Source organism: Phyllobacterium sp. P30BS-XVII (genome assembly GCF_014138335.1).
Taxonomy (GTDB): domain Bacteria; phylum Pseudomonadota; class Alphaproteobacteria; order Rhizobiales; family Rhizobiaceae; genus Phyllobacterium; species Phyllobacterium meliloti.
In genome coordinates, this window is the sequence record NZ_JACGXO010000002.1 from 555,203 (window position 1) to 569,466 (window position 14,264).

Annotated in this window: 10 protein-coding genes; 5 read left to right on the plus strand and 5 right to left on the minus strand. The window is 56.0% G+C overall.

Features of this window, described 5'->3' with window-relative positions; all coding sequences use genetic code 11:
- Positions 1 to 113 precede the first annotated feature (113 nt).
- Together secD and FHW17_RS08605 are read right to left on the minus strand one after the other, a co-directional pair.
- Entirely contained in the window at positions 114 to 2,648 is a 2,535-nt protein-coding gene (secD, locus tag FHW17_RS08600; RefSeq protein WP_112527482.1) for a protein translocase subunit SecD, read from the minus strand.
- A 110-nt stretch (positions 2,649 to 2,758) separates the two neighbouring features.
- Positions 2,759 to 3,175, minus strand: coding sequence for a hypothetical protein (locus tag FHW17_RS08605; RefSeq protein ID WP_182509605.1), 417 nt, complete (start codon positions 3,173 to 3,175; stop codon positions 2,759 to 2,761).
- Positions 3,176 to 3,389: 214 nt separating this feature from the next.
- On the opposite strand from FHW17_RS08605, the gene FHW17_RS08610 reads away from it, so the two are divergent.
- The 3 genes from FHW17_RS08610 to guaD all read left to right on the plus strand — a co-directional run bounded on the left by FHW17_RS08610 (position 3,390) and on the right by guaD (position 6,980).
- Positions 3,390 to 4,088 (plus strand): 2OG-Fe(II) oxygenase, encoded by a 699-nt coding sequence (locus FHW17_RS08610; protein ID WP_246706762.1) that lies wholly within the window; start codon positions 3,390 to 3,392, stop codon positions 4,086 to 4,088.
- Positions 4,089 to 4,434: 346 nt separating this feature from the next.
- On the plus strand, positions 4,435 to 5,667 hold the full coding sequence (locus tag FHW17_RS08615) for a urate hydroxylase PuuD (RefSeq protein WP_182509607.1): 1,233 nt from the start codon (positions 4,435 to 4,437) through the stop codon (positions 5,665 to 5,667).
- Positions 5,664 to 6,980, plus strand: a complete 1,317-nt coding sequence (guaD, locus tag FHW17_RS08620; protein ID WP_182509608.1) for a guanine deaminase — start codon at positions 5,664 to 5,666, stop codon at positions 6,978 to 6,980. The genes FHW17_RS08615 and guaD overlap by 4 nt, the downstream gene beginning before the upstream one ends.
- A 5-nt stretch (positions 6,981 to 6,985) precedes the next feature.
- Here the strand turns inward: guaD and FHW17_RS08625 are convergent, their stop codons facing one another.
- The 3 genes from FHW17_RS08625 to FHW17_RS08635 are packed head-to-tail and all read right to left on the minus strand — an operon-like array spanning position 6,986 to position 10,840.
- The gene (locus FHW17_RS08625; RefSeq protein WP_182509609.1) at positions 6,986 to 7,573 is read right to left on the minus strand and encodes a sarcosine oxidase subunit gamma family protein; all 588 of its coding nucleotides are present in this window, start codon (positions 7,571 to 7,573) and stop codon (positions 6,986 to 6,988) included.
- Complete coding sequence (locus tag FHW17_RS08630; protein WP_182509610.1) at positions 7,566 to 10,556, minus strand: sarcosine oxidase subunit alpha family protein; 2,991 nt, start codon at positions 10,554 to 10,556, stop codon at positions 7,566 to 7,568. The genes FHW17_RS08625 and FHW17_RS08630 overlap by 8 nt, the downstream gene beginning before the upstream one ends.
- Positions 10,553 to 10,840 (minus strand): sarcosine oxidase subunit delta, encoded by a 288-nt coding sequence (locus FHW17_RS08635; protein WP_182509611.1) that lies wholly within the window; start codon positions 10,838 to 10,840, stop codon positions 10,553 to 10,555. Before FHW17_RS08635 ends, FHW17_RS08630 begins: the two co-directional genes overlap by 4 nt.
- A 336-nt stretch (positions 10,841 to 11,176) precedes the next feature.
- On the opposite strand from FHW17_RS08635, the gene FHW17_RS08640 reads away from it, so the two are divergent.
- A complete protein-coding gene (locus tag FHW17_RS08640) occupies positions 11,177 to 13,717 on the plus strand; it encodes a mechanosensitive ion channel family protein (protein WP_348643715.1) in 2,541 nt (846 codons plus the stop codon).
- Between the two features lie 154 nt (positions 13,718 to 13,871).
- A complete protein-coding gene (locus FHW17_RS08645) occupies positions 13,872 to 14,150 on the plus strand; it encodes a hypothetical protein (RefSeq protein ID WP_182509612.1) in 279 nt (92 codons plus the stop codon).
- Positions 14,151 to 14,264: the final 114 nt, after the last annotated feature.

Here is a 14,264-nt window from a genome sequence, read left to right on the forward strand (position 1 = left end):
ATTGCGTACACATGATGTCTTGCAAACAACTTTTGTCATTCTGCGGCGCAGGAAATGCAATTTTTTCCATACGCCGCAGATATTTAGCTTGGAGAGCTTAGACGAATGTCTGATCAGCTCTTAACAGCAGGTGTTTCGCTCGAACCAATGCGATGGGTGTGGTTCTTTTCCCACCAGGTTCCCAGCAGCAGCAGGATGGGTGCTGCAATGAAGATCGAGGAACTGGTGGCGATGATCACGCCGAACAGCATGGGAAGCGCGAAGTTTTCCACTGCCTTACCACCCCAGATTGCCATGGGGAGCATGGCAAGGAAGATGGTGGCGGAGGTGTAGATACAGCGCGCCAGTGTCTGGTTGATACTCATGTCGATGATCTGGCGCAGTGGCATCTTCTTGTGAATGCGCAAATTCTCACGCATACGGTCATAAACCACGACCTTATCGTTCACGGAGTAACCGATCATCGTCAAAAGTGCGGCAATGGCTGTGAGGTTGAAGTCCAGTCCCATCAGCGCGAAGAAGCCTACGGTCTTCGTCGTATCAAGGATCAGCGTGGCAATCGCACCAAGGGCAAAGTGCCACTCAAACCGCCACCAGATATAGAGCAGCATGGCGATGCTGGCGAGAATAACAGCCAGAACGCCCGACCGTGCCAGTTCCTGACTGACCTTTGGTCCAACGACTTCCGAGCTTTCGATCTTCACACCGGGATCGAGCTTTTCGACCGCTGCCTTGACCTTGGTCACAGCAATGGTCTGGGCTTCCTCGCCGCCATCCTGACGCTGAACGCGAATCAGTACCTGACTGTCGCTGCCAGCCTGCTGAAGCACGACCTCACCGAGACCCAGCTCTTCAAGCGAACTGCGCATGGTAGCCAGATCTGTTGGCTTCGAGGTTGCGATCGCTACCTGAATGCCGCCCTTGAAGTCGATGCCGTAATTGAGGCCCGGATGAATAAACAGGATAATCGAGGCAATCGACAGGAAGATCGACACGCCGATACCAAAGAAACGCGCATTCATGAAGGAGATATTCGTGGTCTCCGGAACGAGCTTGACCACATGTTCGATGCTGATCGTCTTCATCTTGCGGCGGCGGACGATGGCCGTCATGACGATGCGCACGACCGTAACGGCGGTAAACATTGAAATGAGCGTGCCGATAAGCATGGTCACGGCAAAACCGCGGATCGGGCCTGAGCCGAACAGGAACAGCAGCAGGGTGGAAATCATGTGGGTAACGTTCGCGTCAACGATGGTTGCGTAGGCGTGTTTGAAACCACGATCCACGGCAGCCATGGCGCCGATGCCTTTGCGGGCTTCTTCCCGGATACGCTCATTGATGAGAATGTTCGCATCAACGGCAAAACCGATGCCGAGAATGATCGCGGCGATACCGGGTAGGGTAAGCGTCGCGCCGATAAGGGTGAGAACACCGAATGTCAGGATGACGTTAAGCGCCAGAGCCAGATTGGCGATGAAGCCCCATGTTCCGTAAAGAACGAAGATAAAGCCGACGACGAGGGCAAAACCGATAAGACCGGTCAAAATACCCATCTTGATGACGTCGCCGCCAAGATCAGGGCCGACAGTACGTTCTTCGATCACCGTCAAAGGTGCGGGCAGGGCACCGGCACGCAGCAGGGCCGCGGTGGTAACTGTATCCTGAACGGTGAAGTTACCGGTGATCTGACCGGAGCCGCCGGTGATTGGAACCTGAATGACCGGAGCGGTCAGCACCTTGCCGTCGAGAACGATGGCAAAGGGACGTCCGACGTTCTGGCTGGTGATATCGGCAAACTGACGGGCGCCGACATTATCAAAGCGGAATGAAATGATCGGCTGGTTGGTCTGCGTATCGAAGGCAGCGCGGGCGTCGGTCAGACGTTCACCGCTCAGCGCAACGCGATCTTCAACAGGATAGGTCTGTCCGGGGTTCTTTGCATCGGGCAGGATGGAAATGCCGGGAGGCGGTGTGTCGCCGTAATTGCCGTTGGCAACCATGTGGAATGTCATCTTGGCCGTACTGCCGAGCAGAGCGCGCAGCTGTGACGGGTCCTGAAGGCCCGGAAGCTGGACGACGATACGGTCTGAACCGACGCGCTGGATGGATGGTTCGGCAACGCCGACCTGATCGACGCGGCGGCGAACGATTTCAAGGCTCTGGGTCAGGGCGTTATCGAGCCTGTCCTTCATGCCGGCTTCCGTCAGTGTCAGGCGGATTGTATTGTCGGCAGTGGTAATGTCGATATCGCTGACCGGAGCGGCGAAGCCAATCTGTGTAACCTGCGCGGTCAATTCCTTCAGAACAGTCACGGCGCGGTCGCGCTGTGCCTGATCAGCAATGGTGACGATGACGGAATCACCGGCAATACGGATTGACTGTGCCTGAATGCGCTCCGTGCGCAGCTTGTTGCGCGCATCATCCAGCATGGCGCGGATGCGGTCTTTTTTCAGCGCTGCGGCATCAACTTCGAGAACGAGGTAGGAGCCGCCGCGAAGATCGAGACCAAGCGAGATCTGCTTCTTGGGCAGCCAATTCGGCAGGGAATCAAGCTGTGCCTTGGTGAAAATATTGGGCAGCGCGAGGATGATGCCCGCAATAATGATGAAAATATAGGTTCCCAGAACCCATTTCGAAGTGCGCATGTCAGTGTTCCGTTATGAATTGCGGCCCTGCTGCCGAGAGATGATCACATCTGTTCCGGGCGGCTTGCCGATGGTGTTGTGTTGGGACCGTTGCAGAGCAACGAATGGTCTCAAGCAAGGGCGAGAGGAGGTGCCCGCGCGCTGAAAACGCTGATTTGTTCAAGCACAAGGCCTGAACCTGTTTCCAATGGAGAAGCGGACTGTCTGCTGATCAGGACGAGTTCGTTCCCGCCAGGCACTAGGCCGTCGTGGGAATCCGTGCCTGCCCGCATACCGCTTTTGATTTTCAGGTGCAGAGCTTCCAGTGCGGCAATGCGCATGGAATTTTGCACGGGGCCCGAGCGATTATCACTCTCATGGGCCAGACGTGCATCATCGCGGACCGGCGTACTGGCACGGTTGTTGCGTAGATCCGTTTCGGGAGCAGCGATATAGACCGCGCCAAGCGTCGCAATCAGCCAGAAAATAGAAATCAGCAGCGGAGCGGACCCACGCCTTCCTGATTTGCCATTTCTGCTAAAGCCCATATGCGTTTCCAATAGCTCATTGTCGCGGCCGAACCAGCCTCGTTGCGACTCTATTTATGAAGTCCGGCAAGCTGAGTCACTTAAAATCGTCGTGTGTGCGGCCAATTGGATGAAAAACCCGGCCTTTTCATGGTTTGAGCGCAGGAATCGGGTGGTTGTTCTGGCCGGATAAGGTTTTCCTGTTAGTGAAACTAAAATGATCGAGGAAACGGCGATGACTGGACTGCGCAATATCGACTGGAATGCAGCAGAAGCGGAAATGGATGCTTCCGGCTGCACGATCCTTCGGAGTGTGTTGACGCAGGAGGAGTGCGAGACGCTGGCAGGCAGCTATCCTGATGACACGATTTTCCGCAAGCGCATCGTCATGGCCCGGCATGGTTTCGGGCAGGGGGAATATAAGTATTTTTCTTATCCGCTGCCTGAGATTGTGCATGGTTTGCGTGAAGCGCTCTATCCGCCGCTGGCTGGCATTGCCAACCGCTGGAACGAGCATATGGGCATCGATATCCGCTATCCCGATGAGCATCAGTCGTTCATCGAGCGCTGCCATGCTGCCGGTCAGGACAGGCCAACACCTCTGCTGCTTGAATATGGTGCCGGGGACTACAACTGCCTGCATCAGGATATTTACGGTGTGCATGTATTCCCGTTGCAGGTGGCATTTCTATTGAAAGAACCGGGAGCAGATTTCAGTGGCGGCGAGTTTGTGCTGACCGAGCAGCGGCCCCGCATGCAATCACGTGCCGAAGTGGTGCCGTTGAAGCAGGGGGACGGCGTGGTGTTTCCCGTCAGCCAGCGGCCGGTCAAAGGCTCGCGCGGCTATTATCGTGTGAACATGCGCCATGGGGTCAGCCGGGTCCGCAGCGGCAAACGCAATACGCTCGGGATTATTTTTCATGATTCCAAGTAGGTGGGGGAGTAGTGAGTAGTGAGTAGTGAGTAGTGAGTAGTGAGTAGTCCGTGGTTCGTGGTTCGACAAGCTCACCATGAGGGAGAGTGGTGATGAAAGGGAGCCAAGTTCTGCAATCTTAAAGTTGCAACCTCAACAATCTTTGTGATCTGCAATCTTCACAATCTACAATCTTTGCGATTAGCCTTGCATCCACACTCTCCCTCATGGTGAGCTTGTCGAACCACGAACCACGAACCACGAACCACGAACCACGGACTACTCACTACTCCCAACTGACTACTCACCACTTCCCCACCTTGCATCAAGCCTCGAACACACGCATTGTGACGCTTTGCATGAGGCCTTGATGGATTATCTTATTTTCTGGGAATGGCTCAGCTTTGCCGCCCGCTGGTTGCATGTGATCACTGCAATCGCATGGATCGGCTCATCCTTCTATTTCATCGCGCTTGATCTGGGGTTGCGGCGTCATCAGGGATTGCCGCAGGGGGTGAATGGCGAGGAATGGCAGGTCCATGGCGGTGGTTTCTACCACATTCAGAAATATACGGTCGCGCCGCCCAACATGCCGGAGCATCTGATCTGGTTCAAATGGGAGTCCTATGCGACGTGGCTGTCCGGCTTTGCGATGCTCTGCATCGTCTATTATGCCGGTGCCGACCTTTATCTCATTGATCGCAATGTGCTTGATGTGTCGACGCCCGTTGCGATCCTGATTTCGCTGGCATCGATCAGCCTTGGCTGGCTGATTTACGATCTCCTGTGCAAGTCGCCGCTGGCCAAAAATGACACCGCCCTGATGATCATCCTTTATGCGGTCATCGTTTTCATGGCGTGGGGCTATACGCATCTTTTCACCGGGCGTGCCGCTTTCCTGCATCTTGGTGCATTCACCGCGACGATCATGTCCGGCAATGTTTTCCTGCTGATCATTCCCAACCAGAAGAAGGTTGTGGCGGATCTGATTGCGGGCAAGACGCCTGATCCGAAGCTCGGGAAACAGGCCAAGCAGCGCTCGACCCACAATAATTATCTGACGCTTCCCGTCATTTTCCTGATGCTGTCGAACCATTATCCTTTGGCGACGTCGACGGAATTCAACTGGGTTATCGCCGCGCTGATTTTTGTAATGGGTGTACTGATCCGCCATTACTTCAATTCAAAACATGCGGGTAAGGGCAATCCGCACTGGACATGGCTTGCGTCGGTCGTGTTGTTCATCGTGATTATCTGGCTGTCGACAGTGCCACAGGTTTTGAAAGGCGAGGAAAAGGTATCAAATGCCGCCACGCCTTTCCTCGCCGCGCAGAACTTTCAACAGGTGCGCGATACAGTGATGGGGCGCTGCTCCATGTGCCATGCGGCGGAACCCTCATGGGAAGGGATCGCGCATCCGCCCAAAGGTATCAGGCTTGATACGGACGCCATGATTGCGACTCACGCCAGTCAGGTCTATCTCTTCGCCGGTGCCAGCCATGCCATGCCACCGGGAAACCTTACTCAAATGACAGATGCCGAAAGAGCCCAGATTGTCTCCTGGTATCGCGCTGCGGCATCGGGAAAATCGACGCAATGACTGAACTTCTGTTACGCGGACGTCTGCTGACGTTTCACGATGAGCCTTTGGCTGGCGAAGCGAGCCGCGATGCATTCACCTATATTGAAGATGGCGGACTGCTGATCCGCGACGGCAAGATATGGGCGATGGATGAATTCTCGCGGCTGCGGGCCGGGGAAGGGCAGAATGTCGAGGTTATCGATCATCGCCCGCATCTGATCATGCCGGGGTTCATCGACACGCATATACACTATCCGCAGACGCAGGTTGTTGCGTCCTATGCGGGCGAGTTGATGGAATGGCTGAACAGATACACCTTTGTTGAAGAGCAGAAATTCTCCAATCAGGGACATCCTGAACGGATTGCCTCGGCGTTTTTTGATGAACTGATCCGGCACGGCACCACCACGGCTGCCGCCTATTGCACTGTTCACAAAGCATCGGTCGAAGCGTTTTTCACGGAAGCCAACAGGCGCAATATGCGCATGGTCGCCGGTAAGGTGATGATGGATCGCAATGCACCTCCGGGGCTTCTGGATACGCCGCAGTCAGGCTATGACGACAGCAGGGAGTTAATCGGCAAATGGCACGGCACGGGTCGTCAGCTCTACGCGATCACGCCGCGCTTTGCGCCGACATCCAGCCCCGAGCAGCTGGAGATGAGCGGCGCGCTGGTACGCGAATATCCTGATCTGCATGTGCAGACCCACCTTTGCGAAAACACCGCCGAGATTGCCTTCGTGGCGGAGCTGTTTCCGTGGAGCCGGGATTATACTGAAGTTTATGACCACTACGGCCTGCTTGGCCCCAAGACGCTGCTTGGCCATTGCATTCACCTGACCGATGCGGAAATAGCCTCTATCGCCAATAGCGGTTCGGTGGCCGTGTTCTGCCCGACCTCCAACCTGTTCATCGGCAGCGGCCTGTTCAATCTGGCTCGGCTCGAAGCATCCAGCCCGCCAGTGCGACATGCAATCGCCACGGATATTGGCGGCGGCACGTCCTATTCCATGTTGCGCACGCTGGATGAGGGCTACAAGATCCTGAACATTCAGGGCCAGCGCTATCATCCGCTGCGCTCCTTCTATCAGGCGACGCTTGGCAATGCCCGCGCGCTCTCCCTGCAGGGGATCATCGGCTCGTTCATGCCGGGTGCGGAAGCCGATTGCATCGTGCTCAATGCCCGTTCAACCCCGGCCATGCGGCTGCGCATGGAGACGGTGGAAACGCTGGTGGAAGAGCTTTTCCTGATGCAGACCATGGGCGACGACAGGACCATCGCCGAGGTCTACGTGGCCGGAAAGCCCGCGAAGAGCTTGCTCACCACTTGATCTGACTATTCGACGTGGTAGCCCACTTCGGCTGCCGCGTGGCCCAGCGTCTGCCAGAACGAGCGGGCAAAGGTGCGGAACACGTAGAGGTCAAAGGTTTCCTCATCGATACGCTGGATATTGGTGTGAATATCGTGATGCAGCGTCGCGCGGCCAAAACCGGCAGGAAAAGCGTGTTCGGAAAAGTCGATCGCAAACAGTTTTGACAAAACCCATTCGGACCATGGACCTTTGACACGAATAGCCATGCGGCCATGGGTGAGATCGATGATTGTTCCGGTTTCAAGCGGTATTGCCTTGCGCAAACGCTCTTCCAGATCGCTGGCTTGCGCCACGACAAAATAACGTCCGGGGGCAAAACCAAACACGGATTTCTCGCCAGCACTGCGCCCGGCACCGGGTTTATCCGGGACGCTGAGCCCCGTCACATTGCTGATGGCGGTCAAGGCGGCGGGAATGGTTTGGCGCCATGCAGTAACCTGAACGATGGACAGGTTCTTCCGCTCCGTTATCGCAATGCCGACACCACCGGCAGAATTGCCGTGATCACCGGGTACAAAGGCGTGGCCGAGTGGAGATTGTGGTTCAGCCATGCATCCGGCTCCCCTCTGGATCAAACATGTGGTGACTGACGATCTCGACCGCGCCATGCTTGCCGCGCAATAGGTCCGTCGCATAGGCGCGGTTGCCGATCATGGATGTGCCGTGCTTGACGAGCGCCAGTGCAATATATTTGCCGAGCGCCGGTGAATAGCAGGCGGCGGTGACATGGCCGAAACTGTCGGCGGGTTCGCGCGGGGTGGCATCACTGACAATATGACTGCCGCCATTGATCGACTGGTTGTCGAGCGAGATCAGGCCGACGAGCGACAGGCGATTTTCATCGGCAAGACCGTCGCGATCCTTCATGCCAGAGCCGATGTAGGGCTTTTTCTTTGATAGCATCCAGTCGAGATGCAGATCATGGGCCGTGGTGCGCCCGTCGATTTCGGCGCCGGTAACGTGGCCCTTTTCGATGCGCAGCGTACCAAGCGCTTCCAGACCGTAAGGCATGATATCGTAAGGCTTGCCCGCTTCCAGCAGCGCTTCCCAGACCTGTGTACCGAACCCTGCGCCGCAATAGACTTCATAGGCAAGTTCGCCCGAGAAGGAGAGGCGGCAGATCATGACGGGCACATCGCCGATGGAACCATAAACAATGCCCATGAAAGGCAGAGTTGTATTGTCGACGCTGGTCCCCGTGACACAGGCTTCCAGAACGGCGCGGGCTTTTGGGCCTGACACAGCCGTACCGGCCCAGACATCGGTCACTGAAGTGAGATGCACGCGCAGGTCAGGCCAGACGCAATCGAGATAAAATTCCAGATGCTGCATGACATTTCCGGCATTGGCCGTGGTTGTCGTCATCAGGAACTGCGTTTCGCTCAAGCGCCATGTGGTGCCGTCATCATAGACAATGCCGTCTTCACGCAGCATCAGGCCGTAGCGCGCCTTGCCGACGGGCAGGGTGGAAAACATGTTGGTATAAACGCGGTCAAGGAATATTCCCGCGTCGGGGCCCTGAATGTCGATCTTGCCGAGGGTCGAAACATCGACAATGCCGACACTCTGGCGCACGGCACGGGCTTCCCGCACATAGGCCTGTTCAACAGTTTCGCCATGGCTGCCATAGATCATCGGGCGATGCCAAAGACCGGCCTCATAGGTCTTGGCACTATTGGCCAGATGCCAGTCATGCATGGGTGTCAGGCGGTGCGGACGCAGATCGCCATAGCGCTCGCCAGCAATTGCCCCGAAGGAAACAGGGGTGAAAGGCGGGCGAAACCGCGTTGTTCCAGCTTCCGGAATAGTAATGCCGCGCGCATCGGCCATGATGGCAAGGCCGGGAATATTCGACGTTTTGCCCTGATCCGTTGCCATGCCAAGTGTAGTGTAGCGCTTCAGGTGCTCCACCGAATGGAAGCCTTCGCGATAGGCGAGGCGAATATCATCGGCGGTAACGTCATGCTGAAAATCGACGAAAGCTTTTTGCGACTTGGCCGCCGGTTCGATCTGGAAAACGGCAGCGGGCGAAGCGTCGAACATCGGCGCATCGACCGAGGGTAGTTTTGGCTTGGCCTTGGACGAGGAGCCTTTGGTGGCCCCATCGGAAAACACGCTGACCGTATCCATATAGCCAGCGGCTGATCCGGCAGTGACCCAGTTCTGGTTGGGTTCGGGTGGCAGGAAGGCTTGCAGGTCTTCATCCCACTCGGGCTTGCCACCTGCCTGACTGGCAAGATGGATAGCCGGAGACCATCCGCCTGAAACACCCAGACAATCGGTCTTGATTTCCCGCGGTGTTCCCGAGACATGACCGGTCTGCGCATTGAAATGCTGCACAGTGATCGAACTCAGGGTCTTACCCGCATGGGTGCCTGTTACCGCATGGCCGAGCACAAGCTCCGCTCCCGCCGATGAGGCAATCTCAATGCAGGAACCCGAAACATCGGCGCGCACATCAACGATAGCAACGATGTTGACGCCAGCCTGTGACAGGGCGCGTGCCGCTTCATAGGCGCTGTCATTGTTGGTAAACAGCGTCACATTGTTTCCTGTCGCAACGCCATATTCGACGGCATAGCGCCTGACAGCATCGGCCAGCATGACGCCGGGACAATCATTGCCGGGAAAAACAATAGGCCGCTCAAATGCACCCGTCGCCAGAATGGTCTTGCCGGTGCGGATGATCCAGTAGCGCTGACGTGCCTGCCCCTTGGTGCGGTTTGGCTTGAAGTCGGAAACGTGTTCGATGGCTGTCAGGACATTGCCATCATAATAACCCCAGACGGAGGTGCGGGTGAGAAAGCGGACATTGGGAAGGGCAGCAAGCGCTGCCGCTTTTTCCCGCGCCCAGACGGCAGCATTGCGTCCATCAATCAGTTCAACCGAGGCGAGCAGCGAACCACCAGCCATAGGGCGCTCTTCGGCGACAATCACCTGTGCGCCGGTTTCCGCAGCAGCTTCTGCCGCCAGAAGCCCGGCGGGGCCGGTGCCGACGACAAGCACATCGCAGAAGGCATTCATGCGTTCGTAATGATCCGGGTCTGCTGTCACGCCCGCCTTGCCAAGACCGGCGGCGCGGCGGATGAATTTTTCAAAGAACATCCAGACTTTAGTGCTGCGCAGCGGACCTATCGCCGGTCCCATGAAGGTCTTGTAGTAGAAACCTGCGGAAAATATCGGCCCGGCCAACTGGTTGACGGCCATGAAATCATGCTCAAGCGATGGGAAACGGTTCTGGCTTTCCGTCACCAGTCCATCATAGATTTCCAGCTCGGTAGCGCGGACATTGGGTTCGCGCACATCGCCTGACAAAACCGTAACAAGCGCATTGGGCTCGTCGCTGCCGGCAGCAAAGACGCCGCGCGGCCGGTGATATTTGAACGAACGGCCAAACAGCGTGATGCCATTGGCAAGGAGGGCGGAAGCCAGCACATCGCCGGGATGGCCGCTATAGGCCTTGCCATCAAAGGTAAAGCGAACGGTTTTGGCGCGGTCAACACGTCCGCCCTTGGGAAGTCTTGAAGCGGTCATGGGTGCTCACCGCCTTTTACCGATGCAACTGCGTCGCGCGCAAAGCCAACGGATGAAATGACGTGGGTTGCCATATCGCGGGTGACGATCAAATGCTGGCGGCAGCCACCGCTGTGCAGCCAGAATTCGCGGTGCGAGCCCATGGGGTTGGCGCGGTCATAGACATAGGCGCTCCATGCGGCCTGATCTGACGAAGCCGGATCGGGGCGTTGGCGCGTTGCATCGGCCTGATAGGTGAATTCGATGACGTCACGCGGTCCGCAATAGGGGCATTTGATTATCATGGTCTTCTTGTCTCGAAAGCGAATCTGTTGCGGTTTGGCGTTTTATTTCTCTGATATGCCAGTCAACAGTGTGTGTCTGGGCTGGTCAAGATGAGTACGAAGCGAAGGTGAGCAAAACTGTTACTTTGGCAAGAATTTCGGCCTGCCTTATGTGTGACGATTCATGATTACCCCGGCATTATGCTACTGTCCGACGCAAGGGACGGTCATCAGGATAGCGGCGAGCACTATCAACAACCCGACCCAAGCTTGGAATTGGAAGCAAAAAGTGCCTTGATTGTGCCGACATGAACAGGCAAATCGACAAAGCAAACTATTCATAAAGGCTCCAGACCTGTGATTTCATCTTTTCTTCGGCAGATTCTTCTGACGATTGCCGCCGTTCTGTTTCTGGCGGCGCCTGTCCAATTGGCTTTGGCGCAAACAACGCCCGCACCAGCACCGGCAACGACTGCGCCCGCTGCACCAGCACCGGCAGCAGTCGCACCGGCTCCAGTTCCAGCGCCGGTAGCTGAGGCTCCAGCTCCTGCGGTTCCATCCAGCATTGTGAGCGAGCAGCGCCCCGTCATCGATGCGTTGAAAAAGCAGATCGCGGCCTACGAACAGAAATTCAAGCAAAAGGCTGACGCGGACGCCGCGCTGGCAAATCTCCGGCTTGATCTGGAAGCCAGCGCCAAAAAGCTGCTTGATATTGGTGTTTCGTTCCGTCCGCGTATCACGGAGATCAACGCCCGGCTTGAACAGCTGGGATCGCCACCGCCACAAGGTCAGCCAGCGGAAGCCAAGATCGTTACTGATGAACGGACACGTCTGACGACCGAGAAGGCCGAAATCAACGCGGTTCTGGGTGAAACCGAAGATCAGTTGCTCGAAGTCAACAAGATGATCGACGCAATTGGTGATGCGCGCCGCGAGCTGTTCGCCAATACATTGTCGCAGCGCGTTGACATCAACTATTCTCTCGGCAGCGAAGTGATCGACGCTTATGGCCGCGAAATGAGCACGATGAACCAGCTGATTTCATCCTGGTGGCGCTTTGTCGTCACCTTCAAATGGCAATCGATGCTGGCCGCAGCTTTCTTTGCTGTGATTGCTGCTCTGGTCCTTCTTATCGGCGGGCAGCGGCTGCTTGGGCACCTTTACCTGCGCGATGCCGCCATTGAGCAGCCATCCTATCTCAGCCGTCTGGCGGTCGCGTTCTGGTCAACGCTGATGCGCTCGCTGACCGTGGTGGTATTTCTTGCCACCACCTATCTCTTCCTTAGCTATTTCAATGTGTTGCGACCTGACGTTGCCGCGCTGTTCTACACGCTGTTTTGCGTGATCGGTATTGTCTACTTCGTTCATGCTTTGGCGCAGGCGGTCATCTGTCCCGGTGCGCCGAACTGGCGGCTTGTGCATGTGGCGCCCCGTCCGGGCCGTATCCTGATGGTTCTGATCACCGCGACCGCAACCATCACCGGGCTTGACTACCTTGCCGATACGATCAACCAGATTGCAACTTCACCACTGTCGCTGACGGTGGCCAAAAGCCTGTTTGCAACGGTTCTGGTCGGGCTTCTCATCATCGCCATGGCTTTGTTGAAACCGCTGGAGGATCAGGAAACCGGCGCAGCAAAGCGCTGGCCGCGTCCATTGCGGCTGTTCCTCTATGCCATCGGTCTTATTCCGATCGCCGCTGCCCTGCTTGGCTATATCGGCTTTGCGCGCTTTGTCTCGCAGCAGATCGTCATCAATGGTGCTGTGCTCGTCACAATGTATCTCGGCTTCCTTACGGCTCGTGCCGTTGCAGACGAGAATGCGCTTGGTGGCACGGTGCTAGGACGCACAATTCAGACACGCTTCGGCATCGATGAATCAACGCTCGACCAGCTTGGATTGATTGCCAGCATCGTCATCAATGTCTTTGTGCTTCTGCTTGGTATTCCGATCATTCTGCTGCTCTGGGGCTTCCAGTGGAGCGAAATGACGGTCTGGTTCCTGACCTTTGCCACCGGCTTCCAGATTGGATCGGTGACGATCTCACTGGTGGCCATTGCAGTTGGTATCCTGTTGTTTGCCCTGTTCTACGGTTTCACGCGCTGGTTTCAGGGCTGGCTCGATATCAGGGTCATGTCGCGTGGCAAGCTGGATTCCGGTGTGCGCAACTCGATCCGCACTGCGGTCGGTTATCTCGGCCTCGGCATAGCGGGTCTCATTGGCATTTCGGCGGCGGGCATCAATCTTTCAAGCCTCGCGCTGGTTGCCGGTGGTCTGTCGCTCGGTATCGGTTTTGGTATGCAGGCCATTGTTTCCAACTTTGTCTCCGGCCTTATCCTTCTGGCCGAGCGACCTTTCAAGGTGGGTGACTGGATTGAAACAAGCGGCGTTGGTGGCATTGTCAAGAAGATCAGTGTTCGCGCGACGGAAGTTGAAACCTTCCAGCGTCAATCGATCATTATTCCGAACTCGTCCTTCATCAACGGCAATGTTGGTAACTGGACGCACCGCAACAAGCTTGGCCGCGTGGAAATTCCGATTGGCGTTTCCTATAAGGTCGATCCACGCCGTGTGCATGCCATCCTGATGGACATTGCGCGCAGCCACCCGCTGGTACTGAAAAACCCGGAACCCTTCGTTGCTTTCAAGGCGCTTGCGGATTCGACGATGGATTTCGAAATGCGGGTGCATCTTGCTGACCTGTCAAACTCAGGCACTGTACAGAATGAAATCCGCTTTGCGCTGGTTGATCGCTTTGCCGAAGAGGGGATCGAGATTCCGTTCCCGCAGCGCGACGTCAACATTCATCTGGATGATGCAGATGCCATCGTTCAGATGATTACAGACCGGGTAAAGGAGCAGCTTGCGGGACAAGCGAAGAAGACAACAAAGAATTGATGATACAGATCAGCCATCAACTTGGTGCTTTCGTCTAAATATCGGAAAAATAACGAGACGTTCAGTTGCCGTTCAGTTTCACCCCGTTATAACTATTGTCGAAAAGGGGCAGTTAAGCCCGATGTAACAGGGGCGGTGGAAACACCGGGGTGAAATGAACAAGTTTGCTTTTGTCATTCTTACAAGCACCATTGTAGCGGGCACCATTGTGGCCGGACCAGCGTTCGCGGCCAGCCTGAAAAACAGCGATGCCAGCGCTCAAACCGTCGTCGTGACCGAAGGTTCCAGTAAAACCCAGTTGCAGGTTGCCGCCGGTGATACGGTTGAGTTCTGCAGCAGCGGCTGCTTCGTCACGTTTCCCAATGGAGACCGCGAAGCCCTGACGGGCGGCGAAAGCATAGAAATCAAAGGCGGCAAGGTTTCGATCAAGTAGACGAAACCCGGCTGATCCAGTAAATATAGGCCCGAACTGTTTAAAATAGTTCGGGCCTATTAATTTCTGATTCACTGTCGATATTGTTTTTACTCGTATTTTTTTATTTTACTT

Coding starts and splice junctions, on each gene's coding strand:
- secD (WP_112527482.1), bottom strand. CDS start 2,648: ATGCGCACTTCGAAATGGGTTCTGGGAACCTATATTTTCATCATTATT.
- guaD (WP_182509608.1), top strand. CDS start 5,664: ATGACTGAACTTCTGTTACGCGGACGTCTGCTGACGTTTCACGATGAG.
- FHW17_RS08610 (WP_246706762.1), top strand. CDS start 3,390: ATGACTGGACTGCGCAATATCGACTGGAATGCAGCAGAAGCGGAAATG.
- FHW17_RS08645 (WP_182509612.1), top strand. CDS start 13,872: ATGAACAAGTTTGCTTTTGTCATTCTTACAAGCACCATTGTAGCGGGC.
- FHW17_RS08625 (WP_182509609.1), bottom strand. CDS start 7,573: ATGGCTGAACCACAATCTCCACTCGGCCACGCCTTTGTACCCGGTGAT.
- FHW17_RS08605 (WP_182509605.1), bottom strand. CDS start 3,175: ATGGGCTTTAGCAGAAATGGCAAATCAGGAAGGCGTGGGTCCGCTCCG.
- FHW17_RS08635 (WP_182509611.1), bottom strand. CDS start 10,840: ATGATAATCAAATGCCCCTATTGCGGACCGCGTGACGTCATCGAATTC.
- FHW17_RS08630 (WP_182509610.1), bottom strand. CDS start 10,556: ATGACCGCTTCAAGACTTCCCAAGGGCGGACGTGTTGACCGCGCCAAA.